Annotated in this window: 22 protein-coding genes; 5 read left to right on the top strand and 17 right to left on the bottom strand. The window is 51.5% G+C overall.

Features of this window, described 5'->3' with window-relative positions; translation table 11 throughout:
- The 9 genes from HBA93_RS16045 to HBA93_RS16085 all read right to left on the bottom strand — a co-directional run.
- Positions 1-462: ABC transporter permease subunit (locus HBA93_RS16045; RefSeq protein ID WP_221723915.1), on the bottom strand; the 462-nt coding region annotated here is incomplete at its 3' end.
- Complete coding sequence (locus HBA93_RS16050) at positions 462-1,232, bottom strand: amino acid ABC transporter ATP-binding protein (protein WP_221723916.1); 771 nt, start codon at positions 1,230-1,232, stop codon at positions 462-464. The genes HBA93_RS16050 and HBA93_RS16045, both read right to left, overlap by 1 nt.
- Before the next feature lie 302 nt (positions 1,233-1,534).
- The gene (locus tag HBA93_RS16055; protein ID WP_353619375.1) at positions 1,535-2,476 is read right to left on the bottom strand and encodes a LysR substrate-binding domain-containing protein; all 942 of its coding nucleotides are present in this window, start codon (positions 2,474-2,476) and stop codon (positions 1,535-1,537) included.
- 92 nt (positions 2,477-2,568) lie between these two features.
- Positions 2,569-3,774: an NAD(P)/FAD-dependent oxidoreductase gene (locus tag HBA93_RS16060; RefSeq protein WP_221723918.1), complete on the bottom strand. Its 1,206-nt coding sequence runs from the start codon at positions 3,772-3,774 to the stop codon at positions 2,569-2,571.
- Positions 3,771-4,586, bottom strand: a complete 816-nt coding sequence (locus tag HBA93_RS16065; RefSeq protein ID WP_502910129.1) for an NAD-dependent epimerase/dehydratase family protein — start codon at positions 4,584-4,586, stop codon at positions 3,771-3,773. Before HBA93_RS16065 ends, HBA93_RS16060 begins: the two co-directional genes overlap by 4 nt.
- Positions 4,587-5,804 carry a pyridoxal phosphate-dependent aminotransferase gene (locus HBA93_RS16070; protein WP_221723920.1) on the bottom strand — a complete coding sequence of 406 codons (1,218 nt, stop codon included), beginning with the start codon at positions 5,802-5,804 and terminating at the stop codon, positions 4,587-4,589.
- Positions 5,801-7,420, bottom strand: coding sequence for a hydantoinase B/oxoprolinase family protein (locus tag HBA93_RS16075; protein ID WP_221723921.1), 1,620 nt, complete (start codon positions 7,418-7,420; stop codon positions 5,801-5,803). Before HBA93_RS16075 ends, HBA93_RS16070 begins: the two co-directional genes overlap by 4 nt.
- Positions 7,417-9,501 (bottom strand): hydantoinase/oxoprolinase family protein, encoded by a 2,085-nt coding sequence (locus HBA93_RS16080; protein WP_221723922.1) that lies wholly within the window; start codon positions 9,499-9,501, stop codon positions 7,417-7,419. The genes HBA93_RS16075 and HBA93_RS16080 overlap by 4 nt, the downstream gene beginning before the upstream one ends.
- A complete protein-coding gene (locus HBA93_RS16085) occupies positions 9,498-11,165 on the bottom strand; it encodes a thiamine pyrophosphate-dependent enzyme (protein WP_221723940.1) in 1,668 nt (555 codons plus the stop codon). Before HBA93_RS16085 ends, HBA93_RS16080 begins: the two co-directional genes overlap by 4 nt.
- A gap of 245 nt (positions 11,166-11,410) precedes the next feature.
- Here HBA93_RS16085 and chrA point away from each other — a divergent pair, with 245 nt between their 5' ends.
- The 3 genes from chrA (at position 11,411) to HBA93_RS16100 (ending at position 13,857) form a co-directional block, all read left to right on the top strand.
- On the top strand, positions 11,411-12,643 hold the full coding sequence (gene chrA, locus HBA93_RS16090) for a chromate efflux transporter (RefSeq protein ID WP_221723923.1): 1,233 nt from the start codon (positions 11,411-11,413) through the stop codon (positions 12,641-12,643).
- 123 nt (positions 12,644-12,766) lie between these two features.
- On the top strand, positions 12,767-13,264 hold the full coding sequence (locus HBA93_RS16095; protein ID WP_221723924.1) for a GNAT family N-acetyltransferase: 498 nt from the start codon (positions 12,767-12,769) through the stop codon (positions 13,262-13,264).
- A 56-nt stretch (positions 13,265-13,320) separates the two neighbouring features.
- The gene (locus tag HBA93_RS16100; RefSeq protein WP_221723925.1) at positions 13,321-13,857 is read left to right on the top strand and encodes a lipocalin family protein; all 537 of its coding nucleotides are present in this window, start codon (positions 13,321-13,323) and stop codon (positions 13,855-13,857) included.
- 155 nt (positions 13,858-14,012) lie between these two features.
- On the opposite strand, the gene HBA93_RS16105 is transcribed toward HBA93_RS16100, so the two are convergent.
- A complete protein-coding gene (locus HBA93_RS16105) occupies positions 14,013-14,345 on the bottom strand; it encodes a hypothetical protein (protein ID WP_221723926.1) in 333 nt (110 codons plus the stop codon).
- A gap of 276 nt (positions 14,346-14,621) precedes the next feature.
- Positions 14,622-15,029, bottom strand: coding sequence for a lysozyme inhibitor LprI family protein (locus HBA93_RS16110; RefSeq protein WP_121993305.1), 408 nt, complete (start codon positions 15,027-15,029; stop codon positions 14,622-14,624).
- A 519-nt stretch (positions 15,030-15,548) separates the two neighbouring features.
- Between HBA93_RS16110 and HBA93_RS16115 the strand changes: the two genes are divergently transcribed.
- Together HBA93_RS16115 and HBA93_RS16120 are read left to right on the top strand one after the other, a co-directional pair.
- Positions 15,549-16,913, top strand: coding sequence for a lysine N(6)-hydroxylase/L-ornithine N(5)-oxygenase family protein (locus HBA93_RS16115; protein WP_221723927.1), 1,365 nt, complete (start codon positions 15,549-15,551; stop codon positions 16,911-16,913).
- Between the two features lie 63 nt (positions 16,914-16,976).
- Positions 16,977-19,373: a GNAT family N-acetyltransferase gene (locus HBA93_RS16120; RefSeq protein ID WP_221723928.1), complete on the top strand. Its 2,397-nt coding sequence runs from the start codon at positions 16,977-16,979 to the stop codon at positions 19,371-19,373.
- 13 nt (positions 19,374-19,386) lie between these two features.
- On the opposite strand, the gene HBA93_RS16125 is transcribed toward HBA93_RS16120, so the two are convergent.
- The 6 genes from HBA93_RS16125 to HBA93_RS16150 all read right to left on the bottom strand — a co-directional run bounded on the left by HBA93_RS16125 (position 19,387) and on the right by HBA93_RS16150 (position 26,683).
- Complete coding sequence (locus HBA93_RS16125; protein WP_221723929.1) at positions 19,387-20,616, bottom strand: MFS transporter; 1,230 nt, start codon at positions 20,614-20,616, stop codon at positions 19,387-19,389.
- Positions 20,616-22,640: a TonB-dependent siderophore receptor gene (locus tag HBA93_RS16130; RefSeq protein ID WP_353619376.1), complete on the bottom strand. Its 2,025-nt coding sequence runs from the start codon at positions 22,638-22,640 to the stop codon at positions 20,616-20,618. The genes HBA93_RS16125 and HBA93_RS16130 overlap by 1 nt, the downstream gene beginning before the upstream one ends.
- A 384-nt stretch (positions 22,641-23,024) precedes the next feature.
- Positions 23,025-24,050 carry a P-type DNA transfer ATPase VirB11 gene (virB11, locus tag HBA93_RS16135; RefSeq protein ID WP_221723942.1) on the bottom strand — a complete coding sequence of 342 codons (1,026 nt, stop codon included), beginning with the start codon at positions 24,048-24,050 and terminating at the stop codon, positions 23,025-23,027.
- Between the two features lies 1 nt (position 24,051).
- The gene (virB10, locus tag HBA93_RS16140) at positions 24,052-25,182 is read right to left on the bottom strand and encodes a type IV secretion system protein VirB10 (protein WP_221723930.1); all 1,131 of its coding nucleotides are present in this window, start codon (positions 25,180-25,182) and stop codon (positions 24,052-24,054) included.
- Positions 25,179-25,991 (bottom strand): TrbG/VirB9 family P-type conjugative transfer protein, encoded by an 813-nt coding sequence (locus HBA93_RS16145; RefSeq protein ID WP_121993312.1) that lies wholly within the window; start codon positions 25,989-25,991, stop codon positions 25,179-25,181. The genes virB10 and HBA93_RS16145 overlap by 4 nt, the downstream gene beginning before the upstream one ends.
- Positions 25,988-26,683: a VirB8 family type IV secretion system protein gene (locus HBA93_RS16150; protein ID WP_221723931.1), complete on the bottom strand. Its 696-nt coding sequence runs from the start codon at positions 26,681-26,683 to the stop codon at positions 25,988-25,990. Before HBA93_RS16150 ends, HBA93_RS16145 begins: the two co-directional genes overlap by 4 nt.
- Positions 26,684-26,689: the final 6 nt, after the last annotated feature.

Genomic DNA, 26,689 nt, shown 5'->3' on the forward strand with positions numbered 1-26,689 from the left:
TGTGAAACTGCCATAATTCTTCTCCTTAATGACAAATAGTCTATTTAAGGAGGCGGAATCAAACCGTGACAAGTCCACATCAATCCACATCCGCACGGGATGCATACCAAGAGCGGCAGCGCCTTCCCACTGGCCACGATGAATGGAGAGAAGCGCGCCGCGATAAATCTCTGCCATATAGGCTGAAGCAATCAGACCGAGACCGGCTGCGGCCGCAGGGAAGGGGGCAACACGGAAATAGCCGCTGCCAAGGCCGAAAAAGATCACAAACAGCCAGACAATCGGCGGAATGCTGCGTACAAAGGTAATCAGCGCCATGGCTGAATAGCGCAGCCAGTTGTGACGGGAAATACGCGCCAGCATCAGCGGCACACCGAGAATAAGCCCGATCATCAGTGCTGCGGCCGTTAAAGCGATTGTCGCAGGCAAGCCTCTGATAATATTAAAGATAATGTCCTGCATCAGCGATCTCTCACCGCATGCAGAAACCGGCGTGCGCGTTCCGTCTGCGGATCGCGCATCACGTCTTTACTGATACCGGATTCAATGATGTTGCCGTCAGCCATGATCATCACATGATCGGAAACGCTCTCGGCAAAATGCATTTCATGGGTGACGACAATCATTGTCATGCCGTCTTGCGCCAGCTCACGCATAACGGCGAGAACCTCTAGACCCAGCTCCGGATCAAGTGCCGAGGTTGGCTCATCAAACAGCATGATTTTCGGGTTCAATGCCAGCGCACGGGCAATGGCGATACGCTGCTGCTGGCCGCCGGAACAGCGATGCGGATATTCCGCTGCCTTGGAGTCCAGTCCCACGCGTTTGAGAAGTTCAATGGAGCGCTCATCGGCTTCCTGCTGTGAGCGGCCGAGCACGCGTTTTTGCGCGAGCGATACGTTTTCCAGCACATTCATATGCGGAAACAGGTTGAAAGACTGAAAAACCATGCCTGCCGAGCGCCGCAGATCGAGAATTTGCTTTTGGGACGGATGTTTCTCAGCGACAAGCTCCATATCCCCCAGCGTGATACGGCCTTTATCTGGTATTTCCAGATAATTCAGACAGCGCAGCAATGTGCTTTTACCGGAGCCGCTGGGCCCGATAATGGCCAGCACACCGCCCGGATTAACGCTTAAACTCACACGATTGAGTACTGTGAGAGCGCCGAAGCTCTTTTCCAGCGCTTCCACGCGCACCAGTGGCGTAATGTTATTTTGTGTCTGCTGCATTGCCTTTTCCGTCACCGCCGCCGGACAAAATCTGAGCGGCGCTGAAATATGTTTCCCCGCAGGACGGCGGCGTGCTGGCAAAGCTGTTTATTTATTTTGCAATTGTTTACACCGTCCCGTGCTGAGAGCAGTGTGCCGTGTCGGGAGCGCGTACCAAATCAAGAAAAGTGGCTAAACGACAAGATTTTCTTGATGATATATTCAGGTGGAAATTCTGCTCAAAACGGACGTGTTTCAGCACGCAGCCGCTTGCGAAAAAAGCAGGCTGACAGGTGCAGACGCAAGATAACTTGAGGATTTATTTATATATCGTATGGCATGTCGCTGATGGTCATTTCACGGCGCAGCATGGCTGACCAGTCTTCGCCTTTGATCCAGTCGCAAAAAGCCGCAATGGTTTTCACACGCCGGTAGCCGCGCGGCACAACCAGATAAAAACCCGGAATATCTTCTTCTTTCATGGTGCTTAAAGCATCAATGCCAAGTGGTGCAATCAGCCGCCCCTGACGCAGATCATCCATCGCATCAATAGCCGAAACCAGCCCCATACCCATCCCTGCCAGAGTGGCGCGGCGCATGGTGGCGGCATCCTGAAACTGCACATCGCCTTTAGCTTCAATATCTTGCAGATCAAGGTGTCGCAGAACTTTTTGCCATAGATTGGTGGCCAGAACCGGATGCAGCAAAGTCATGCTCAACAAATCTTCCGGCTTGCGCACCCGATGCGCGAGCGCCGGTGCACAGCAGATGATTTTCGGGTCACGCACCAGCAAAGTCTGGTCAAATTCCGCCCATTCGCCAAAGCCCCATTGTACCGACACATCAATATCATCGCGGCCAAAATCAGGGATTTCCACCATAGTGGTCAGCTGCAAGACCACACCGGGCATAGTGGTGCGGAACTGCTCAAGGCGATCCATCAGATAGCGGGTGGCAAAATAGGGGCTGGCATTGACATTGATACGGTTGCGGTGACCGGTCTTGGTAACGCGGCGCACGCCTTCGGCAAATTCATCGAAACCGGCTTGCACAAAATGTGCGAGCAGAATGGCCTGTTCGGTCGGGTCAACCATGCGGCCTTTGCGGTCAAACAGCATAATCCCCAGCGTATCTTCCAGCAATTTGATCTGCTGGCTGACCGCCTGCGGGCTGACAAATAATTCATCAGCCGCCTTGCGGAAGCTACGATAGCGCATCACCGCATGAAAGACGCGTAAAGCATTGAGCGGGGGAAGGCGCGGCACCCTGTCATTCATGGTCTGTGACCATGTTTATAACGACCTGATTGATGTGCATTGCCTGCCTCCGCTCGCCCTTATGCTTGCCAGGGTCTATATCATATCACAGCCTTTTCAAGGAAAGGCTTATTGGCGATGACGCGCTCATAGCCGACCTCTGAGAGGTCAAGCGTGCGGAACGCATTATAGGTGATCAGCTCGGATACAGCGCGTCCTGTTGCGGGACCTTGCTGCAAGCCGTGGCCGGAAAAACCATTGGCAAAGATGAAATTTTCCACCTCAGGATGACGACCGACAATCAGATTATGATCCAGCACGTTGAAGTCATAATGCCCCGCCCATTGGTTCACCACTTTGATCGCCTCAAAGGCCGGTGAGCGTTCTGCAAGAGCCGGCCAGATGATCTCTTCAAATTCTTCATAACGCGGGGTGAAATCATCCCAATCAACTGCAGGGTCATCTACCGGCGGACAACCGGTCAGGAAGAAACGGCCTTCAGGGCGGCAGAAAACACCGCTCGGATCAATCATGAGCGGCAGGCGACCGCCATTGACTGTAGCGCTGCCTTCCGGTGTTTGTGCGCAGTCATAGACAAATAATGTGCGTTTGCGCGGTTCAACCGGCACGTCCAGCCCTGCCATGCGTGCGGTCAAAGCCGCACTGACACCGGATGCATTGACGATGGTGCCCGCCGAGATCGTCTGGCCGGATTTCAGCTCCACACCGGTGATGTGATTGCCATCACGGTGAATGGCCACCACCTCATCGGTGATATAATCTGCGCCGAGTTCACGGGCTTTGTTTTTAAAGCCATACATCAGGCCGGTATTGTTGAACCAGCCTTCACCGGAGCGGCCATAGGAGGCCAGCAGAATATCGTCCGTATTGAGATGCGGGAATGCGCGGCTCAGCTCCTCACGTTCCCACAGCACCACATCGGCACCGCAGGCGATCTGCACTTCGTGATTTTCGCGCAAAGTCTGCACCTGATCCGGCGTATTGGCGAGGAACAGATAACCGCCTTCGTGGAATTGCAGATCAGGTTTGTCACCGGCAACCTGCATCACTTCCGCAAAATTGCGGATAAATTCTGTGCCGAAACGGCTGATTTCCACATTAATCGGATTGGAAAACTGGTTGCGGATCGAAGAAGATGACAGTGAGGTAGCCGCGCGCACATAGGTCGGATCGCGCTCCACAACGAGTATTGACCCGCCAAAATCAGGATTCTGTGACAGGAAATAGGCGACAGAAGAACCGATGACCGCGCCGCCGATAATCACAACATCATAATGCTGTTTCATGATTTTGCCTCATCATCAGGATGGCCGATATCGACGAACCAGCCACCGAGAAAACGGGTGGCAGGCGCATAAGGATCAGAGCGTTTAGTGCGGCCTTCGACTGCGGCGCGATAGCTTTCCGTATTATCCTGTGGCCGATAGCCGAGATGACCCGCCTTGCTGTTATCAACTGGCGACACGCGGTTGTCCGACATGCCGAAACTGACGGTAAAGCCAACACGCGGTGCGGTGAGAGCGGCAGTGACCAGACGGATACAATCGTCGAAGGACAACCACGACCACAGCATGCGGCGGTCTGCCGGTTCAGGGAAGGATGAGAAAATGCGCAGAGCAGCCGTCTCAATGCCGAATTTATCCCAATAAAGCCGCCCCAAATCTTCGACGAAACATTTGGACAGACCATAGAGCCCGTCAGGACGGTGCGGGGCATCCGTATCAATATTGGTTTCCAGCTCATGATAGCCGATGGCATGAACGGAAGAGGCGTAAATGACGCGCTTCACACCATTTTTGCGGGCGGCCTCATAAATATTATAGCTGCCCTGAATATTAGAGCGCAGAATACGTTCCCATGATACTTCCAGCGGTTCCCCGCCAAAATGCAGGATCGCATCCACACCTTCCGCCAGTTTCATGATCGCATCGGCATTATCCAGATCGCAGATGACCGCTTCTTCATTGGGTTGCAGATCGGTGATCGCAACGCGGTCTGTGAGGCGCAATTTACGTGCCAGAGGTGCAAGACCACGGCGCAATTCGGTGCCGAGTCTACCGGCGGCACCCGTGATAAGAATTGTATCAAAATCCATGATCTATGCCTTTGGTGCCGGAGCCAGACGCGCAACAGCTTCGGCGATGCGTTTGATCGCTTCACCTAGCATTTGTTCTGATGTGGCTGTTGAGATGCGGAAATAAGGCGACATCCCGTAAGCAGCACCCGGTACTGCTGCGACATGGCCTTCATTGAGCAGGTAATTGGCGACTGCTGTATCATCGCTCAGCACAGAACTGTCAGGGCATTGTTTGCCGATCAGACCGGCACAATTGATAAAGGCATAAAACGCGCCTTCCGGCACACGCAGGCTCAGACCTTCCATTGCATTGATGCCTTTAACCACCAGATCACGGCGGTTTTGAAACGCATCGCGGAAGGTGCGAATATGCTCCTGCGATCCTTCGAGTGCGGCTGCACCGGCGGCCTGCGCTATTGAGCAGACGGATGTAATCGACTGGCTCTGCACGGTAGCCATGGCTTTGATGAGCGGCAAGGGACCCGCGGCATAACCAACACGCCAGCCGGTCATCGCATAGGCCTTGGACATGCCGTTGACGATCAGGCTGCGGGTTTTGAGCTGTGGACAAGCCTTAGCAAAAGAAACAAACTCCAGCCCGTCGAAGATAATGTGTTCGTAAATCTCGTCGGACAGAACCAGCACATGCGGGTGGCGCTCCAGCACGGCGCCGAGCGCCTTGAGGCTGGCTTCATCATAAACCGCGCCGGACGGATTGCCGGGTGAATTGAGGAATAGCCATTTGGTTTTCGGCGTGATTGCCTGTTCCAGAATATCCGGTGTCAGACGAAACCCGTCTTCTTCACGGCAACGGGCAATCACCGGTTTGCCGCCAAGCAATTTCGCCATTTCCGGATAGGATACGAAATACGGCGTCGGCAGAATAACCTCGTCACCATCCTCCAGTGTTGCCATCAGTGCATTGAAAATGATCTGCTTGGCACCGTTGGAAACGATGATCTCATCAGTGGTATAATCCAGCCCGTTCTCGCGGGAAAGTTTGGCGACGATCGCCTTGCGCAGTGCCAATGTGCCGAGCGCTGCCGTATAGAGCGTGTCACCGGCTTTGGCTGCCTGATAGGCAGCTTCGGTAATATGCGCCGGTGTCGGGAAATCCGGTTCGCCAAGCCCCAGATCAATCACATCAATGCCTTTGGCACTCAGTGCTTTGGCGGCTTGTGAAACGGCCATGGAGGCAGACGGTTTAACCGCTGCCAGCCGTGATGAAATATAGGTCATTGTCTCTCCTCCGTGACATAACCCTGAATTTTATCCTGCTCGTGTGCCTTTGCGCAGCGCTGCGCCGGATCGCCATAGCCGCCGCCGCCCGGCAGGTTAAGCACCAGTCTTTTACCTGCAGGCACATGCTGCCAGCCTTTAGAGCGCATTGCGGTGCCGTCATCGAGCTTCACGGAACCTGCAGTCCCGTTTTGCCCGCCATTACGGCCACGCGGCGCTTGTGTAACACGGTCAAACATCGCGGAAAAATCAAATTCATGATTATCCGCCGCACCGATTTCGATGACTTGTCCGAGACCGCCGCGGAACTCACCGTCACCGCCGGAATCCGGTCGCAATTCTTTGCGCCAGATGATCACAGGGCCAGTATGCTCAGTGGCTTCAATCGGCATTGTGTGCACACCGGACGGGAAGGCCGTTGCCGACAAGCCGTCAAGGGCAGGGCGTGCGCCCATACCGCCGGAGTTGAACATCAGCACTTCGGCATTTTGTCCGCTTTGTCCCGCCACAGGGCGCACGGAAATATGAATATTCCACAAAGCACCGGCACCTTCAGCCATGATCTGACCCGGCAAAGCCTTGGCCAGTGCACCAAACACCAGATCCGGCACCATGTGACCGATCACATGCCGCAGACTAACCGGCGCAGGGCGTTGCGCATTGAGAATATTGGTCTCGGAAGACACGGTGAAGAAAGCCAGCGAGGCGGCATTATTCGGAATTTCCGGTGCCAGTACGCATTTCAGCGCATAAGATGCATAGGCCTTGGTATAAATGATCGGAACATTGATACCCCAGCGGCTCATCGGGTCACTGCCGGTGAAATCCACATTCACCAGACCGCCCTTCATATCCACCACGGCTGCAAGGCGGATCGGCTCATCATAACCGTCTGTCATCAGCTCATTTGACCACGAGCCTTCAGGGAACTGTGCCAGACGTTCGCGCATGGCATTGGTGGTGCGCGAGAAGATAAATTCCGACAGCTTATCAAGCGATGTCAGACCGATCTCGCGCATCATATCGACAAGACGGCGATGACCGACTTCGTTACAGGCGGAGAGGGAGTAGAAATCGCCGATCACCTGATTAGGCTCGCGCACATTGGCACGCAGAATGCGGATCAGGTCTTTATTGACCGCGCCGCGTTCGGCAAATTTCATGATCGGAATCTGAATACCTTCTTCATAGACGGATTTACCATCTGCGCCGAAACCACGACCGCCGACATCGACCACATGGGCGGTACAGGCGAAGAAAGCGACCAGCTCACCATTGAGAAAGGACGGTGAAACCATCGTGATATCATGGAGATGGCCGGTGCCTTTCCACGGATCATTGGTGACATAGGTGTCACTCTCGAACATCTCATCGCGGGGAATTTCATTGATAAATTCCAGCACCGCTTCGGCCATAGTATTCACATGACCCGGTGTGCCGGTCACAGCCTGCGCCAGCATTTGCCCTTGCGGATCAAAGACACCGGCAGAAAGATCGCCTGCCTCACGCACCGAAGTGGAGAAGGCGGTGCGCAGCAAAGTCAGCGCCTGTTCTTCCACCACGGAGATCAGGCGGTTCCACATGACCTGCATGCGGATTTCATCCAGTTCACTCATGCGGATTTTCCTTTTTTCACCAGCAGAATTGTGCCGTCATGCTGGATAACCGCATCAAAAGGTGCGGTTACTATGGTGGAGGTTTCGCGCTCAGTAATGATTGCAGGCCCTGCTACACGGTCGCCGGTCGTTAGAGAACCACGATCAAAAATACCGGTTGGCAGCATCGCGCCATGGCTCGGGTCGAACACATCGCGTTGCTGAGCAGGGGCAATCAGACGTTCGCCATAGCTGACAGTGCTGCTTTGGGTGAAGTTCTGTGCCACTTCCACTTTCACCGACCATGTGACGATTTCAATTTCCGCGCCTTCAATCGGGCGACCGAAGAAGCGTGCATAATTTTCAAGGAAACGCTCGCGGATTGTCGCCAGTGCCTGATCGTTAAACGGCGGCTGTGGTGCCGTGACCGGAATTTCCCAACCCTGACCGGCATAGCGCATGAAGGCGGTGACTTCACGCTCCAGCGGCGCATCAGTGCCGCTGCGCACAAAGCTTTCCGCTGCCGTACTGAGGTCTGCCAGCGTGGCATTGACCGCATCGAGATTGATGCCGGATAATTTCGCCAGATGCGAAACCAGAGCTTCATAGCCGAACGGTGCTTTGAGGAAGCCGATAGCGGAGCCAACACCGGCACCTTGCGGGATCAGACATTGCTCAACACCGAGCTTTTCGCACAGGCGGGCGGCATGCAAAGGTGCGGCACCGCCAAAGGCGATCATAATATTATCGGAGATGTTTTTGCCGTTTTCCACCGCATGAACACGGGCGGCATTGGCCATATTCTCGTCGACCACTTCGCAAATGCCGAAAGCAGCGGAGAGCGGTTTCAGATTGAGTTTGGAGCCGACATCTTTGTCGATGGCAATTTCAGCATTCTGTACTGAGAGTTTAATCGCGCCGCCGGCGAAATTATCGGCATCGAGTTTGCCGAGCATCAGATCAGCATCGGTAATCGCAGGACGGGTACCGCCACGCTGATAGCAGGCAGGACCGGGTTCAGAGGCGGCGCTTTCCGGGCCGGTCTGGATGCGCCCCATCGAGTCCACCCATGCAATGGAACCACCGCCTGCACCGATTTCGATCATCTCGATTACCGGAATGGAGATTGGCATGCCGGAACCCTTGCAGAAGCGATAAGTGCGGGCGACTTCAAAAGTACGCGCGGTTTTCGGGACGAAATTTTCGATCAGGCAAATCTTGGCTGTGGTGCCGCCCATATCATAGGAAACGACATTCTCAATGCCGAAACGGCGGGCAATATCGGCGGCAAAGATCGCGCCACCCGCAGGGCCGGATTCCACCAGACGCACCGGAAATTCAGACGCTGTATCAACGGAAATCAGGCTGCCTCCGGAATGGATCATAAAGACAGGGCAGGTTGCACCCATTTCTTTGAGCCGTACTTGCAGGCGAGCCAGATAATCAGCCATTTGCGGACGAACATAGGCATTTGCGCAAACTGTGTTGAAGCGTTCAAATTCGCGCATTTGCGGCGAGACTTCCGCCGAAATGGAAATCGGCACAGAAAGCTTGCGCTGCAAAATCGCACGGGCACGGCGTTCATGCTCCGGATTCATGTAAGAGTGGATAAAGCCGATGGCGACTGCACCAAAATCGCCTTCTGAAATCGCATCGGCGATTTTTTCCAGCTTTGCTTCATCCAACGGCTGCAATTCCTGACCCTGCGCATTCATGCGGCCTTTGACCGTGAAACGATGTTCACGCGCAACCAGAGGGGCAGGGAGTTTCAGGTTGAGATCATATTGCTCGAAACGGTTTTCACTGCGCATTTCGATCACATCGCGATAGCCTTCGGTGGTCACAAAAGCTGTCTTGGCACCGCGCCGTTCAATCAGCGCATTGGTGGCCAGTGTGGTGCCGTGAATAACAATATCGAGCTCGGCAGGGCTGATGCCTGCCTGTTCCGTGACAATGCGGATACCGTCGAGAATAGCCTGTTCCGGCGCGCTATAATTAGTCAGAATTTTGGTGGAATAGAGCGTTCCGCGCATGTCCAGTGCGATATCGGTGAACGTGCCGCCGATATCTGCACCAAGCCGGATGTCGTTTCGGGATGTCATGCCATTTCCTTCGCTGCCAATGCGGCAGCGCGCATCTGGCTTAATGTCTGGCGGGGTGTAAGGGCTTCCGGTGAAATATTAAGTTCCAGCACTGCGCCGGTTTTAGACGCTGCTGCACGCTCAAAAGCTGCGGCGAAATCGGCTGTCGTTTCCACCCTCTCCGCATGAAAACGATAGGATTTTGCCAGTGTGACAAAGTCCGGATTTTCCATTGTGGTGCCGGAAACCCGTGCCGGATAATGCTTTTCCTGATGGGCGCGGATCGTGCCGTAAATCCCGTTATTGAGAATAAGGATGATCGGCTGCGCGCCGGCTTGCATAGCGGAGCCGAGTTCCTGACAATTCATCTGGAAATCGCCGTCACCGGCAAAGCAGATCACCATGCGCTCAGGCTCGGCAACTTTGGCGGCAATCGCTGCGGGAACCCCATAGCCCATAGCACCGGATTGCGGAGCGAGCAGCCGTGCTTTGGCACCAAATTTCGCGAACTTGTTCGGCCAGACAGTGAAATTGCCTGCGCCATTGGTCAGGATCATGTCTTCCGGCAGGCGGTCGCGCAAATAGGCCATCACTGCAACCATATCCACCGGTGACGGCTGGGCAGGTGCATCAAAACTGGCAAGATAGGCATCGCGCGCGGCTTTGCGCCAGTCTGCCCATGCACCGCTGACCGGCTGCAGACTTTGTGCAAAACTGTTCGGGCAGGCGTGAATACCTAAATCAGGCACATAAATTTTACCGATTTCTGCATCGGACGGATGGACATGGATCAGCTTCTGCTGTGGTACCGGTACATTGAGCAATGTATAGCCGTCGGTGGTCATCTCACCGAAACGGACATTGATCGCCAGAATAAGATCGGCATCACGGATCAGCGCTTTGACATGGGGCAACATGCCGACACCGGCTTCACCCACGAAGGTTGAAGAGAAGTTGTCGAATTGATCCTGATAGCGGAAGGCAGCAACCACCGGAATATCGGATTGCTCGGCGAAGCTTTGCAGGGCAGTGCGGCCAACATCAGTCCAGTTGGTGCCGCCCATCAGAATGACAGGCTTTTTCGCGGCTTTCAGCATTTGTTGTACTGTCGCCATTGTTTCTGTCTGCGGGGCAGGGGAGGCGATTTTAGCCGGTGCGGTCAGTGGTGCTTTGTCGGTGAGGCTGGTCAGCATATCTTCCGGCAGCGCGATCACCACAGGACCCGGACGACCGGTTGTGGCCACTGTCCATGCACGCGCCAGAATTTCCGGAATACGCTCAACCTGATCGATCTGCACCGCCCATTTGGCAACTGTGCCGAACATGGCGCGGTAGTCGATTTCCTGAAAAGCTTCACGGCCGGTCATATCGGTGCCGACCTGACCGATAAACAGCAGCATCGGTGCGCTGTCCTGCATGGCCGTGTGCACGCCGATGGAGGCATTGGTTGCGCCGGGGCCACGGGTAACAAAACAAATGCCGGGGGTATTGGTTAGTTTGCCGTAAGCGGCAGCCATAAATGCAGCGCCGCCTTCATTGCGGCACAGGATATAATCCAGCTTGCCTTTGGTGTCGTGAAGTGCGTCCAGCACTGCCAGATAGCTTTCTCCCGGAACACCGAAACTCTTACGCGCACCAAGCGCAATCAGGCTGTCTACAAGGAGTTGTCCCCCGTTGCGCATTATGCCTTTACCTCCCGACATATAAATTCGCAAAAACCGGAAATACGCATGACCGGCGGAGATTATAAATGCATGTCAGATCACGTACAGAAATCAAGAAAACACGTTAATCGACAAGTTTTACTTGTCTGAATGGGCACGCAAAATATTTTGTGTCATTTGTCTGACATTCAGGCACTTTATGAGCCGGTTGATTTGTATCGGATTAAATCTCAGGCAGAAACAAAGCGTTGCGGATGAGGGGCATAATGCGCTCAGGAAATGAAAGCGGATCACTGACAAAACCGGCACAGGGTTCGTGTGCTGAAGTTTTCCGCGTGTTTCTTAAACTCGGGCTGACATCGTTTGGCGGGCCGGTTGCACATCTGGGCTATTACAGAGACGAGCTTGTCGTGCGCCGCAAGTGGATGGATGAAGCCGGTTATGCCGATCTGGTTGCATTGTGTCAGTTTTTGCCCGGCCCTGCATCCAGTCAGGTTGCTTTTGCGCTTGGTCTTTTACGCGGTAATGGTCTTGCCGGTGGTCTGGCGGCTTCACTGGCCTTCACACTGCCATCAGCGCTCCTTCTCGTAGTTTTTGCTCTGGGCGCGGCATCATTAACCGGTGTGTATGCGGAAGGCCTGCTGCACGGTCTGAAACTGGTTGCCGTGGCGATTGTCGCGCAGGCGGTCTGGGGGATGGCGCGTAGTCTGACACCGGATAAGCCCCGCGTTTTCATTGCGCTTTCAGCAATCGGGCTTGTGGTTTTTGTGGCGGGAGCAATCGGGCAGATCGCTGCTATTACCGGCGGTGCCATGCTTGGCCTGTGGCTTTGCCGCGGGAATGGTGCGGTTGTGACCGGCAATCTGAAATTTCCCGTATCGCGCAGAGGTGGTATTATAGCTCTGAGCTTGTTTGCGGTTTTATTCGCACTTTTACCGGTGCTGACCGCCGTTACGGGATATCAGCCTGTTGCCGTGTTTGATGCTTTTTATCGTGCCGGTTCGCTTGTTTTTGGTGGCGGGCATGTGGTTTTACCGCTGTTGCAGGCAGAAGTTGTGACACTGCAATGGGTGAGCAAAGAGGCTTTTCTGGCAGGTTATGGACTGGCGCAGGCTGTACCGGGGCCGTTATTCACATTCGCAGCCTATCTTGGTGCGGTAATGCAACCGGAGGCAAACGGAATTTCCGGTGCTTCTATTGCTCTGATCGCGATATTCCTGCCGGGCTTGCTGCTTGTTTATGGTATGCTTCCTTTTTGGGACAGATTGCGTTTGCGCCCGACAGCACAGGCGGCAATGCGTGGTGCCAATGCAGCGGTTGTCGGCATTCTCGGCGCGGCACTGTATAATCCCGTATGGACAGGGGCGGTTTTTACCAATCAGGATTTTGCGCTGGCCCTGACAGGGTTTTTGCTGCTCACAGTCTGGAAAGTGCAGCCCTGGATTGTTGTCGTTCTGCTGGCCTTTGCAGGAATGATGATGCCGCTTCTGCCGTTGTAATTGAAGCGGCAGATGGTTCGTTAAATCCTTGAATAATCCCGGCAGGTTCTTTGCATCGCTATACTAGCCGGAGTTAAACCGGAAGTGTGCTGCTTTCTTTGTCGGGTCTGATCGGAATTTAGTGTGAAATTAGAAATACGTTTGGCGGCGAAAGCTGAAAAATCAATCATAAGCGCTTTCATGACGGAATATTTCGCTGAAATGCGTGCTTATGAAGAGACAGATGATGATTATCCATATTTTGACTTATACTGGTCAGAAGCAGACAGATGGCCATATCTGATATCTTTTGAGGGAAAAGATATTGGTTTTGCCTTTATCAATAACTGGTCACCCTCTGGCAAAGGCACAGATTATTCGTTTGCGGAATTTTTCATTCTGAAAGATTACCGTAAGCAGGGATTGGCACGCTATGCAGCTGTTGAGATTTTGCAAATGCATAACGGGTTTTGGGAACTGCGTGTCGCGCCCAAAAATACAACTGCTCTTCATTTCTGGCAGGCTGTGATCAGATCAGCTCAAGCTGATTATGTTGAAAAATTTGAAACCGAAGAGGATCTGATTTTCCGCTTCCGGCATTATAGCGGCAGCTTTTACGCTGATTTTTGTTCTGCTCCGTAGTTTCGGGAACTCTCAATACTTATATGCGTTCACATTATAACTGACGGGAGTTTGTTATGAGTGCGAAAAAGCTATTGTTGGCCGCTGTCGGTCTGTTTGCCGGATATAAATTGTACAAAGCCGCTAATCCGAAAATCCCTGAGAATGTGGTGCCGGTCAGCGGTTTCGAACTCAGCCGGTATTTGGGGAGGTGGTTTGAAGTCGCTCGTGCAGAGAACCGGTTTGAAAAAGGCCTGATGAAAACCACTGCTGAATATACACTCAATGGTGACGGCACAGTTAATGTGCTGAACAGTGGTATTGATGAAATCTCCGGCCGGCATAAGCATGCATCCGGAACTGCTGTTTTCGTGCGCAGCCAATCTGAGGGCGCATTGAAGGTATCGTTTTTCGGCCCGTTTTATGGCGGTTATAACATAGTTGCTTTGGATGAAGATTACCGCTGGGCAATTATTGTCGGGTCAAGCCCGAAGTATTTTTGGGTTCTCTCCCGTACGGCTGAAATACGAGAGGAGTTAAAAGACCGGGCAATTAAAGTTGCATCTGAGGTTGGTGTTGATCCTGACAATATTAACTGGGTGCAACAATTTTAAAAATAAATGCTGTCCTGATCTTTTTTAAGACACAATCGCTTTCTATATAGGTTTAAGACATTGCTAAGCAGCGCGTTTCTCACAGCGCTCGCAAATGTCCTCATCTATTTAAGTTTTTGACCACGGATGTACTGGCACTAACAATTAAAAGATGATCAGGAAGGTCGGTGCATTTTTGCCCCGGCCTTTTTTATTGTCTGTTTGGGTGCGGCGGGTTGGGACTTTGAAGCTTTTAACTTCGCAGCTTTTTCAGCCGCCTTTTTCGCTTCCAACAATTTGGTTGCACATTTATTTTTAGCCATTGCTATATTGAGCTTGGCTTGGCCGGTTTCATCAATGAGGGGCTTGGCTGTTTCGAGATTTCGGCACCATTCTATATCTCGTACATGCTCTGATACGCAGCCGGTTAGTCCGATAAGAGGGAATGCAACGATAAAAATGCGGATCAGTGAGGTGCCGGTTCGTGTGGTCTCAATATTTTGATCCATGTTTCGCCCCCCGTATTATTCTTCTGACAGGAATTGAACAGCGACTTTCATAGCAAAGCAAGAGCAATTAACTATGGATCTTTATATGTGAGGATAAGATCACGCAAATAACGCAAATGAATGAAGCGCTTGAACGCTGTATTTTTTGTTACCGGCTTGCATTGACACAAGCATTTTCGCCTCTAGCTGCTGTAGGTTACTACATTTGATCTTAGAGCATAATTCCTTAAACCTGGATCAGTTTAAGGTAAAATTATGCTCTAACATAGGGCAAGCTTAATCGCCTGACGGTACGGGACACGAAAGATCGCCTTCTTCGCAGTTGAGATAGTCGGATAATTGTTTGCTACGTGCCGTTGTTAATTGCGTCCTGCATGATGCAACCATCATCGGATGGATGCTGCCGCCAGATGTTGTTGAGGTTGCAAAGTTACATTCCGCGTCTCTGAACTTCATCCAAAGGCGTTGTGAAGTTATCAATAATTTCTTGGCTTCTTCATCATCAGCTAAACGTTTTTCTATTTTTTTATAGTTTTCATTAAGTTGTTTATCAACTTTAGCTAATTCATCGCTTGCGCATTTGGTCATAGTTGACTGGTCTTCTGCCTTGTTGCAGTCAACTGATGCATAAGCCGGCAGCGATACAAAGATTGATCCTAAAGCAACCAAAGTAACGAACTTCATTTATACCTCCCTCTGCAATTTCGAAGAGTGAAGCGTGACTTTGATTGCAAAGCAAGAAGTATTTTTTGAAGTTATACCTTCGTCAGCAATACTCGTGATGCGTTTGTCAGTTGTTGATGTGCACGACAACCTTGATCCACGGAGAACCAGAGTTTTCCGGCTTTGAATTCAGTGCGGCGGGAGCGCCAATGAGTTGAGAAATTGTGCTGAGAAATTTGGGCCGGACTACATTGTCTGAGGCAAAAAATGAAGCACCATAGCCTGACATCAGCTGATGGAGGCAGTTTTATTGCAGATAAGCAGGCTTTCAACGACTTCTGCGGTTATAGGGATCATCATAATCAATAGTTGACATTAAGAGTCCTCTTTATAATATTAGATAAATCTAACATACTGCTGAATGCTTTTTAAACATTTCATTTCACGGCCAGATCAACCTTTTGAGCCATGCAGTCATATATGCTGCCAATATTTTATTTTTACTGATCAGTGCCGTCAGCTCTCCGTCAGGGATGCAGAATGAGCCATTTGATTTATGATTTTATTGCCATTGGTTTGGGCCCGTTTAATCTCGGCCTTGCTTGTCTTTCTCAGCCTTTACACAATTTAAAAACGCTGTTTTTGGAAAGAAAAGCGCAGTTTGAATGGCATCCGGGTATGCTGATTTCTGATTCAACACTACAGACTCCGTTTTTCAGCGATCTGGTGACCATGGCGGATCCGACCAGTTCTTTCAGTTTCCTGAACTATCTGAAGCAGAAAGGCCGGCTCTATCCTTTTTACATACGCGAGAGCTTTTACCCCAGTCGCAAGGAATATAATGATTATTGTAACTGGGCGGCCTCTCAGCTGGAAAATATCCGCTTTCAGCAGGAAGTTTGTTCTGTAATTTATGATGAGCAACAAGGCCTTTATGTAGTCACAGCCTTTGATACCGGAAATAAGCGCAAAATCGCTTATCTGGCGCGGCGTCTGGTTCTGGGAACCGGTACCAATCCTTATATTCCCGCTTGTGCCTGTGCTTTGCTCGATCAGAACCTGACGGCCGGTAATATTACTCATACTTCGCGATATATATTTGAGAAATCAAAATTTCAGCACTGTAAATCAGTTACGATTGTTGGCAGCGGACAGAGTGCTGCAGAAGTGTTTTATGACCTTTTGCAGGATTGTGATCAGAGAAACTACCAGCTGAACTGGGTAACCCGCTCCTCTCACTTCTTCCCGCTAGACTTGTCGAAACTGACACTGGAACTGACATCACCGGACTATGCGGATTATTTTTATGGTTTGAGCGATGCAACAAGGCAGACGCTTTTACAGATACAGAGACCGCTTTATAAAGGTATCAACGACAGTCTGATCCGGAATATTTATCACCGGCTATATGAGCGGAGTATAGAGCGGACCGGCCGTGTGAGATTGCTGACCAACAGCGAACTCCAAGAGATCAGCCCGCCGGATCAGCATTCAGATCAGTATGATCTGCACTTCCGGCATATTGAGCAAAACCGCAATTACCGGATCAGCAGCGGCGCGGTCATTCTGGGAACCGGATATCATTACACAGAACCGCAATTTCTGAAGCCTGTCAGCGGCAGAATTCGTTATCTGCCATCCGGAAAATTTGACGTCGACCGTTATTATTCAATTGACGGCGGCAGGGGCGAAATTTTCGTACAGAATGCCGAATTACACACCCATGGTTTTATGGCTCCCGATCTTGGTATGGGGTGTTACCGCAATGCCTGTATTTTGAGACAGATCTGCGGGCAGGATATTTATCTGACAGAGAAACATATTGCGTTTCAGGAGTTCGGTACGCCGCCTGCCGTCCATGAACAAGCTTATCAGGCGGATCACCTTCCGGAAATATTTCAGTAACCAGTCTCTCAGGACAGCGTTCTGGGCAGATAATATTCTTATTTTTAACCGGATTATATTTTCATGACTTCTTTTATTGATGCTTTAAAATTAAACGGCAATTTTACCTGGAATGATCCTGCAACAGGAAGTTTTTCTGTCAGGCTGCTGCAGCCTGCACAGGATGCGGATATGATTGCCGGATGGGTGAACCGGCCTTATGCCCGTTTCTGGAATATGGGCGGCTTCAGCAAATCTCAGGTTCAGACTTATTATCAGGCGATGCAAAATGAACCGGATAAAGCGGTTTTCATAGGCTTTTACGGTGACCAGCCTGCTTTTCTGGCGGAACTTTATGATCCGGCAACAGACAGCCTGTTCGATTATTATCATGCGGAAAAAGGTGATTGCGGCATGCATTTGCTGGTTGCGCCGCCTGTGTCGCCACGCAGCGGTTTTACACTGGCTGTCATGCGCACTTTGCTGCATTTTATCTTTTCTGAAGCCGGCATACGGCGTGTTGTGGTCGAGCCTGATATCAGGAACCATAAAATTCATCGTCTGAATTGTCTTGCCGGTTTTACCCATATCAGACCGGTGCAATTGCCGGACAAGCTGGCTTATCTCGGTCTGTGCAGGCGGGAGGATTTTGTCCGTTCACTGGAAATAACTATGCCTGCAAACGGGCCACTTTACACGCGTGAACAGACCGCGCATTTGTCTCCGTATTATTGGGAGAAAGCAAACCGTCATTTGCTGCGCAAAATAATTGCAGAGCTTTCCCATGAGGAAATCCTGCAGCCCCGACAGCTGGATGTGCAGACATTTCAGGTCACAGCCGGCGATACGTTACGTTATGAATTTACCACGCGGCGTCTGATGGTCGATCACTGGCTGATTGACGGGGAAAGCCTTAAACGGCTGGTGAGACCGGATCAGGGGGAATGGCTGGCGGAAGGCAAACCTGATGCGTTGGAGTTTGTGATCGCAGTGCGTGACCGGCTGGATATCCGTGCGGAGGATTTCCCGCTTTATCTGGAGGAGATCAGCAGCACATTATATTCTGCCTGCTATAAGCTTTCATTTGGCAGCCGTTCAGCTGAAGATTTATGCCATGCCGGTTATCAGGATACTGAAGCTGCTATGAGTGAAGGTCATCCAATTTTTATCGCCAATAATGGACGGATCGGTTTTAACACGGCGGATTATCTGGCCTATGCACCGGAGACGGCCCGCTCTTTACCAATGACATGGCTGGCAGTCAGACGAAGCAGAGCAGTTTTTAGTTCTGTCACCGGTCTGAATTACAGGCAGTTGATTGAGCAGGAACTGGATGCGGAAGAACTGAACCGCTGGCGTAACTATCTTGTAATGCTGGAACTTGATCCGGATGATTATTATTTCATGCCGGTGCATCCGTGGCAGTGGCAGAATAAAATCGCAATCACTTTTGCTGCGGAGGTGGCGCAGCGCCATTTGGTTTGGCTTGGGGAGGGGGCCGATCTCTATCGTGCACAGCAATCCATCCGTACCTTTTTTAATATCACAGCTCCGCATAAACATTATGTCAAAACCGCGCTGTCTATTCTGAATATGGGATTCATGCGGGGACTGTCGCCGGAATATATGTCTGTGACACCGGCTATCAATCAGTGGCTGACTGAGTTGCTCGGCAGTGATGCAATTTTAAACGAAACCGGTTTTACTGTGTTACGCGAGGTTGCCGCCATCGGTTACCGGAACCCCGTTTACCGCAAGGAGATCAGCGGAACGACCGGCTATGGCAAAATGCTGAGCGCATTGTGGCGGGAAAGTCCGGAACAATATCTGAAGCCCGGCGAAAGACTGATGACAATGGCGGCCTTGCTGCATACGGATGCGGATGGCAAAGCCCTGACAGGCAGCCTGATAGCTGCCTCCGGCCAGTCTGCTGAGGGATGGATACGCAGCTTCCTCAAGGCCTATTATGTGCCGCTGATCCATTGTTTCTACCATTATGATCTGGCTTTTATGCCCCATGGTGAGAACCTGATCATGATACTGAAAGAGTGCCGGATTGAGCGTATGCTGATGAAGGATATCGGTGAGGAAATAGGCTTGCTGAACAGTCCGCTTGATGTGCCGGAAGAGATTTCCCGTATCAGTTATAAATTCGATGATGCATTGAAAACGGATTATATTTTTACCGATATTTTTGACGGATTTTTCCGCCATCTTTCTGCTGTTCTGGAAGATCAGGGGCTGATGAAAGAGCAGGAGTTCTGGGCTTTGGTTGCAGAAGTAACAAAGACCTATCAGGCGGAACATCCTCAGAATTTTGATAAATATCAGCGCTATGATCTGTTTCGGCCGGTTATGGTGCGCAATTGCTTTAACCGTCTGCAGCTGCGCAATAATCGCCAGATGCTTGATCTGCTTGATCCGGAGAAAAGTTTCCGTTTCGGTACGCCGATGGTCAATCCGCTGGCACAATTTGCCTGAAGCCGGACAAGTTTTATCTGTCCGCTTCAGGACGGCCCAGATACCAGATCAGCGGCAGGGCTGCTGCGGCCATCCCTGCACCAAATGCGAAGAGAAACTGATAACCGTATAATGCAGCGATTTTGCCACCGGCAACACCGCCGGTCATGCTGATCACCCCGTCCATACATTGGAAAACCGTGAAATCCACACCGGCTTGGCGCACATCCGACATTTCCATGAAACGGGCATAAAGGGCAACAAAACCAAAAGCCATTACACCGGAAGAGGAAGCCAGCGCGCAGAGCAACATGGCAAAACGGGGCGGGGCACTCTGTCCGGAGAACCATATGAAGCTGATCATCAGCAGGTATTGCAGAACAAGCGCCGTAAGCAGAACAGAGCGGGTTCCTGCATATCTGACCGCGAGGCCGCCGATACAGGCACCTGCAAGGCCGGTTAGCAGTCCGCCCGCTCCGTTTAATATGCCCAGAAGTGAGAGGCCGATATTGGCATCAATCATATAGGGTTCCATCATGACGCCGCCCCATTTTTGCGCTGCAACAAAACAGGCTGTGAGCATTAATCCTTTGCGTATCTCGCGCCGTTGCAGCGCCAGACGGAGCGACGGTGTGTGATGGCGTTCCGCAGATTGCAGATGTGCGCTTTTTTGCAGAAGAAACGGTATGGTCAGCAAAAGCACCGTAGCCGCCATGACTGCGACGGACAGGCTCCAGCCGTAATGATCGTAAAAAACGAGAAACAGCCCTGAGCCGATCGCAGCACCGAGATAGGCTCCGCCGACCTGAGCTGCATTGCCCCAGCCATAATCGCGTTGTGCCAGAGTCTCCACCGCATAACCGTCACAGGCAATATCAATGGTCGCAGCCACAAAGGCGACCACAGTGAGACATAGCAGAAGAACGGTCAGTTGTTGCGGGCCGATTTGCCCTGCCAGTAACAGGCCGGATGCAGATAACAGGCTGCCGGTAAGGATGATCTGAGCCGAACGGTTTTTGCCACGGGCAGGCAGGCGAAAACGCTCAAGATACGGAGACCAGAGAAATTTCAGCGTCCAGGGCAGAATAGCCAGATAAACCAGACCGATCTGATCAAGAGGCAATCCGTTTGCCCGCAATACCGCAGGCAGACCGGTAAAGGTCAGACCGCCGATTACACTCTGACTGATATAGACTCCGCCGATTGCAACAAATATTGCAGCTGGTGAAGAGCGGCGCTCTGAGAGGCTGTCTGTCTGTGCCATCAGAAACGGTATCGCATACTGGCAATAATCTTGCGGCCTTCATTCCAGTAACAGAAGCCGCTTGAGCAAGTCTGACTGACTTTATTCAGCAGATTGCTGGCATTGACCTGCAACTGCATACCGTCAAGCTGCGGGTTGAGATGAACCAGATCATAGCGCAGAGCCGCATCTGCGAGGATGAGAGGCTTATTATCGAGAGCGGTTGTGTGTGTATTATCCCCGAAACTGGAACCGGTATAGCGGATCCCGGCGCTGAGACCGAGACCGGTCAGCGGACCGCTCTCCACCATATAATCCGCCCAGAGCGATGCGGAGTGGTAGGGTGAGGCATTCAGCACATTGCCGTTCGTCGCCTCGGTCAGACGCAGGATTTTCACATCATTGTAGCTATAGGCCGCAATGAGACTGAGGCCGTTATCGAGTGTTGCGCCGGCTTCAGCTTCAAAACCACGCGAACGCATATCCAGCTGGATCTGCTCATTCACACCGGACGAAGTTTCATAGATACTGGCATTGGTCTGATCAATATTGAACACCGCAAGATTGATATAGGCGTTATAATCCGGCACCGCATATTTAACACCGGCCTCAATTTGTTTGCCGGTTGTCGGCATAGCCTGATGACGACCGGTAAGCGGATTTAGTTTATCATCGCTCTGCAATACGCCCGGATTGGCAATGAAAGACGTGCCATAGCTGATATAGGGCATAAGACCATTATCCAGAACATAGCCCACGGCCGCGCGTCCTGTTGTTTCACTGTCTTTACGCGCATAATCTGTAAAACCACCGGAAAAACTGCCGGTTGTCAGATCGCTTTGCAGCCAGTCATGGCGCAGACCAAGCGTCACACGCCATGCATCAAATTGCAGCTGATCCTGAATATAGATGCCGCTCTGGGTTTGTTTCTGCTTATCCTGATTTGTGAGGGCAGGCCGGTAAAAATCATCCGGCGTAAAAGCTTGTGTGCCGCTGCCTTCATTGCTGGTATAAGCAAAGCGCCCGAGATCAATACCGGTAATAATTTTATGGCTGACCGCTCCGGTATTCAGCTCCGTTTCCAGATAGGTATCTGCGGCAAACCCGTTATTTTTCTCTTCCGTATAGCCGGGATAGCTGTCAAAAACATATTCATAGCTGTTGGACAAACGGGAATAGCGCAGGTTCTGATGCAGAACTGTTGCATCACTCAATCTGTGTTCAAATTCATATCCGGCTGAGCCCTGTTTGACACGGAAATCATTGAAACGCGGATCGCCGCCAAAGTCATGTGTGGCGCCTGTGGATTTTCCGGTGACCGGATCATAGCGGTTCAGATAGCTGGCTGTTCCGCCGCTTAACGAATCCATATAGGAGCCGAGCAGAGTGAGCCTGGTATCCGTATCAGGCTGCCATGTCAGTGCCGGTGCAATATAAACACGGTCATCTTTGAAGAAATCCCCGAATTCTGTATCCGCCTTGCGTATAACGCCGGTCAGGCGGCCGAGCAGAGTGCTGTCCGCATTCAGCGGGCCGGAAAAATCAAAAGCGCCGTGCAGACGTTTATATGAACCGGTTTCCAGCACAATTTCACGTAGCGGATCTTCTGTCGGACGTTTGGTTATCAGATCGACGATACCGCCGGAGCTGCTTGCTCCGTAAAGTGAGGCAGCGGGCCCTTTGAGAATGCTGATACCTTCCAGCCCGTATGGCTCCAGCCGGTATAAACCGCTCGGATTATTGGCTTGCCGTAATCCGTCCCGGAAAACACCTGTATAAGTCAGGTCTATACCGCGGATTTTGAACGCATCATAACGCGGGTCAAACCCGTATTGGGACGTATTCACACCGGATGTATAATCCAGTGCCTCAAGCAGATTTTGCGGTTTGCGGTCCTGCAGTTGTTTTTGGCTGACCCCGCTGACGGACTGCGCGGTTTCATGCAAAGGCATGTCGGTTTTTGTTGCAGTACGTCCGGATTTGACAACATAGCCATCCGTTTCCGGAATATCCGGCGCGCCGCCCCGATCTGCTGTGCCCGTCACTACAATTTCTTTAAGTTTGACAGTCTGACCTGTTTCCTGAGCGCGGGACGGGGAAATAACCGCAGAGCTCAGAAGGGCAGTAAAGCCGATTATGCAACAGAAACAGTAAAAATTATTATTTCCGGCCACGGCTGATCTCCATACCGGCTAAAGATGAAACTGAGTTTTGAGTAAATATTACGGGTGTTTTTTATTTGCTTGCGCGATCAGTTAAGAAGAAAAATGCGGCGCGGATCAATTCCACCAAATTGTGTGCAAGAGATTGGCCGCGCGTGGTTCTGATCCGGCAAAACGGAATGTGCAATTATGGCCATTTCAAAAAGCAAAGATTATGAAAATCGTTGCCGCTGCAGCATTGATATCCTGTTTTCAGCAGCTCTGAATTTATCCGAGATCTTCGCTTCTGGAAAAGCAGATTTCTGAAACACCGCGTTTGCCGCCGTCACGGCGAAGCTGAATGACGACAGGAATGACCATGCGGATATAGGACATCAGATCATGTTTTGTATAACTGCCTGACAATCCTGCCTGCTGCATCATCATGACAAGCTGTTCATATGCACCGTTCGGCGTGTCTGCATGAACTGTCGACATTGAGCCGGGATGACCGGTATTGATGGCACGCAGGAACGAAAAGGCTTCAGAACCGCGGATTTCTCCGACAAAAAGACGGTCTGGCCGCATCCGTAATGAAGCTTCCAGCAAATTCTGGATTGTCACATCCGCTGTGCCCTGCGCACCTTTTGAGGCGACCAGATGCAGCCGGTTCGGCTGGTGCGGGAAAAGCTCGCGGGTATCTTCAAGCGTGATAATCCGCTCTTCCGGGGCAACGGTTTTGAGACAGGCATTGAGAAAAGTTGTTTTGCCGGAAGATGTGCCACCGCTGATCAGCATGGAGATGCGGCTGGTAATGGCCAGATGGATAAAATCATAAATCCTGTTTTCCCGCAGGCAGCATATCAGCTTGCGGTCGATATCGCTCAGACCGCCTACGGCAACAGATACATTATCCAGAGAGCCGCTGTCCCGGTACTCCTCAAGGCTGAAATTATTAATAACCTGTTTGCGGATTGAGATGGCTCCGCCTTCGGGAGCTGCCGGAGGGAGGACAATCTGAATACGCTCACCAGCAGGCAGGGCAGCACTCAGCACCGGATTGGTTTTGTTCAGAAACTGGTCGGTAATACCTGCGACACGCTCTCCGATATTTTGTATTTCAGCGGCTGTCAGACAATCAATCCTGTGAAACTCCATGGAACCGGCGCCAAGGCGCTCCACATAAACATGACCGGGTTTATTGACGGATATTTCAACCACTTTCGGGTCATCCAGAAAGCAGCGGAGCGGTTCAAGGGCACGGTTGAGAAAATAAAACGGGCTTTGTCTGGCACAAACCGTATTCTTGCTCATATTACTGGCGGCGATGTTCACGTTGGATCTCCTCCAGAGCTTCGGTGACAGGATCTTTATACAAGGCTGAAAAATCCAGATCCTGACGGACGAAAATGAAAATCCGCTCGCCCTGATGCACGTTGATGGTGGGCGGAATTTTGATATTCTCACTGAGAGCAGTATTGGCCATATCCGAGAATGTCTGGGCAATTGTGCGACGGGCAAGCTGCTCACCGCTTTGGGCGTTACTGCTATCATCGCCGAATGCATTGCCGCTGCCATAGCCTGTCAGATAGCTGGCGCCGGCACCAACCACGGAAAGCAGGATGGCAGAGCCAAATCTTTCACGCCATTTCTTGTCAACGATCCCTGTCAGACCGGAGCGCCCCAGACTGTCTGTGCCGATGGAATTCAGACTGACGGAAACACCGTCATCCCGAATGAGGCGTGTCCAGACAACAAAGATACGGGTCTGTCCGTTCGCAACGGAGGACTGATATTCGCCGATCAGGCGTGTTCCGGTGGGAACGAGAACGCGCCGCCCGTCAAAAGAATAGACATCGCGGGAAGTAACCGCTCTGACCTGCCCCGGAAGATCGCTGATTATGGCTGTTTCAAGGATCCCCGGTATCAGTGTGCCTTCCGGTATGACAGCATCTATTCTTTTGATTTTGGCAGCTGTAGCCGACCGGCCGCCTATGCCTGAAAGGGCTGCCAGATATTTGCTGTTTCTATCATCGCCTGCGACTTTCAGATCACTGCCTGTACCGCTTTCATTCGTTTCCGCAGCGCTGGGCTGATCCATCTGTACAAGCTTTGATTTGAACCGCGACGGAAATTCCTGCGGTGGCGGCGGAGGCGGGGCTGCAGGCACTTGTGCGGGCGGTGGTGCAGGTGGCTCCGGCTCCGCCGGTTTCGGCGTTTCACGGACAAAGGAACCCGGCCGGAATGATGTCGTATTGAATTCCTCGTTTTTGCTTTCATTATCCGTAAAATTGCCGACGGAGGTCATGAAGATAAAATAAATCAGTGCACCGCAACCCGCCAGAAAAAGCACCAGTATTGCCAGCTGATTGCGTCGTATATTTTGACTGCTGATATCGCTTTCGCCTGATGCTGCCAGCGCTTCAAGTTCCGGAGATTGTTTCATTGATTGCCGCTCCTGTGCCGTATGACGGCGGCAGGATCAGGCTTCGGCGCGAGAATATCCGGATCGGGAGCACCGAAATCCGGCTTTCTCAGATTGAAGATGCAGATCCACTGATTGCCGTCGCGCAGCGTGTATTGTGTTGCTGTACCGTCAAGGACCAGATAGTCGCCTTCTTTTCGGAAGTTGCGCAGGGTTTCGGTGAAATCGCTGTTGACGGCGAAAATTGCCGGTGTTGTGCCAGAGAACTTAAAAAAGGTTTTCTTTCCGTCATCAAACACCATGGACGGTTTCAGTTTCGTATCACCGGTAAAGGAATAGTCGATATTGACATTGGCCTTGTCAATTTTTGAAATATTGGGATTTGCGGCACGAAATTCCGCTTCTTTGCGCATAGCGGCATTCAGGTTTTTTTCCGGATAAACAAAGCGTACACCGAAGACTTTTTTACCGGCTTCCGGTGCATAATCCCGTAATTCCAGAAAATAAATACGTTTATTCGTCACGACATTCATGTTTGTCATGACATTTTTGGCGACCGGTTTGACAAAAAGAATATTGCCCTTTTCGACCGGTGCGACCTGCCAGCTGTCTGTGTCGCCGAGGGAGATCGTTTCAAATTTTTCATCCTCATCGAAGAGGATCATGGTTGATATTCCGTATGTTGCGGCAATTTTGACAACATTATTGGCCTGATAAACAACGCTGGTAATACGCGGATCCAATGATCCGGCGCGCGGGGATTGTTCGGCCAGAGCCGGTGAAAACAGGGTTGCGGATAGTGTCCCTGCCAGAAAGACCCGGAGCATCATTGACCAGCCCCCGGTGTTACAGTTTCCTGATCACGGCGATAATTATAGACCTGAAAGCCGAGCGGATTTTCAAAGCGCCATGCATTGGTTTGCGGTTCACTGGTATAGCGGTAGCGGGCAACCGCAATATAATTGTTGGTGTGGTCTCCTGCATCCGTTCGCTCTGTGGTGGCAAACCGGATGAGTGCGGTAGATTCATTGGGAAATGTGACAGACTTGATATTGACAAGTACGCGCGTGTCCTTGCCATAGAGCCTGATCGGATTATCAGCATTGTTGACACTGTACAGATTTTGCAGATCCGCGGCCGCCTGTCCGCCGGACAGCAGGGCTGCGGTACCAAACATTGTATCAATCGCATAGGGGTCATAACCCTCGCGGTTGCGGATATAGCGCACAATATTGGCCTGTGTGATTGCTTTGGATTCCGTCAGATTTTCTGCTTTGGTCAGGCCGCTTTTGGTTTCGATATAGCCGGTGGCTTTGTCGACAACAACGATGACCGGCTCGAAGGACTTCAGCGGAACCAGCATAACAAGAGTGGCCAGAGCGGCCAGTGTCATAATGCCGAAGACGATTGTTACAAACCAGGCAAAGGCCTGTGAGCGCTTTGCTTTTTTGATGATTTCGTATTCCCAGCGATCCCCGTCCTGAAAATAACTGCGCAAACTGTTGTCTTTTGATGAAATCATAGAACC

This window comes from Ochrobactrum sp. SFR4 (genome assembly GCF_019730395.1).
Lineage (GTDB): Bacteria > Pseudomonadota > Alphaproteobacteria > Rhizobiales > Rhizobiaceae > Pseudochrobactrum.

What these genes read in the sequence shown, in the direction of transcription:
- HBA93_RS16120 (WP_221723928.1), top strand. Translation starts at nt 16,977, where the DNA reads ATGACTTCTTTTATTGATGCTTTAAAATTAAACGGCAATTTTACCTGG.
- HBA93_RS16070 (WP_221723920.1), bottom strand. Translation starts at nt 5,804, where the DNA reads ATGACCTATATTTCATCACGGCTGGCAGCGGTTAAACCGTCTGCCTCC.
- HBA93_RS16075 (WP_221723921.1), bottom strand. Translation starts at nt 7,420, where the DNA reads ATGAGTGAACTGGATGAAATCCGCATGCAGGTCATGTGGAACCGCCTG.
- HBA93_RS16115 (WP_221723927.1), top strand. Translation starts at nt 15,549, where the DNA reads ATGAGCCATTTGATTTATGATTTTATTGCCATTGGTTTGGGCCCGTTT.
- virB10 (WP_221723930.1), bottom strand. Translation starts at nt 25,182, where the DNA reads ATGAAACAATCTCCGGAACTTGAAGCGCTGGCAGCATCAGGCGAAAGC.
- HBA93_RS16060 (WP_221723918.1), bottom strand. Translation starts at nt 3,774, where the DNA reads ATGAAACAGCATTATGATGTTGTGATTATCGGCGGCGCGGTCATCGGT.
- HBA93_RS16145 (WP_121993312.1), bottom strand. Translation starts at nt 25,991, where the DNA reads ATGATGCTCCGGGTCTTTCTGGCAGGGACACTATCCGCAACCCTGTTT.
- virB11 (WP_221723942.1), bottom strand. Translation starts at nt 24,050, where the DNA reads ATGAGCAAGAATACGGTTTGTGCCAGACAAAGCCCGTTTTATTTTCTC.
- HBA93_RS16110 (WP_121993305.1), bottom strand. Translation starts at nt 15,029, where the DNA reads ATGAAGTTCGTTACTTTGGTTGCTTTAGGATCAATCTTTGTATCGCTG.
- HBA93_RS16080 (WP_221723922.1), bottom strand. Translation starts at nt 9,501, where the DNA reads ATGACATCCCGAAACGACATCCGGCTTGGTGCAGATATCGGCGGCACG.
- HBA93_RS16050 (WP_221723916.1), bottom strand. Translation starts at nt 1,232, where the DNA reads ATGCAGCAGACACAAAATAACATTACGCCACTGGTGCGCGTGGAAGCG.
- HBA93_RS16105 (WP_221723926.1), bottom strand. Translation starts at nt 14,345, where the DNA reads ATGGATCAAAATATTGAGACCACACGAACCGGCACCTCACTGATCCGC.
- HBA93_RS16100 (WP_221723925.1), top strand. Translation starts at nt 13,321, where the DNA reads ATGAGTGCGAAAAAGCTATTGTTGGCCGCTGTCGGTCTGTTTGCCGGA.
- chrA (WP_221723923.1), top strand. Translation starts at nt 11,411, where the DNA reads ATGCGCTCAGGAAATGAAAGCGGATCACTGACAAAACCGGCACAGGGT.
- HBA93_RS16125 (WP_221723929.1), bottom strand. Translation starts at nt 20,616, where the DNA reads ATGGCACAGACAGACAGCCTCTCAGAGCGCCGCTCTTCACCAGCTGCA.
- HBA93_RS16150 (WP_221723931.1), bottom strand. Translation starts at nt 26,683, where the DNA reads ATGATTTCATCAAAAGACAACAGTTTGCGCAGTTATTTTCAGGACGGG.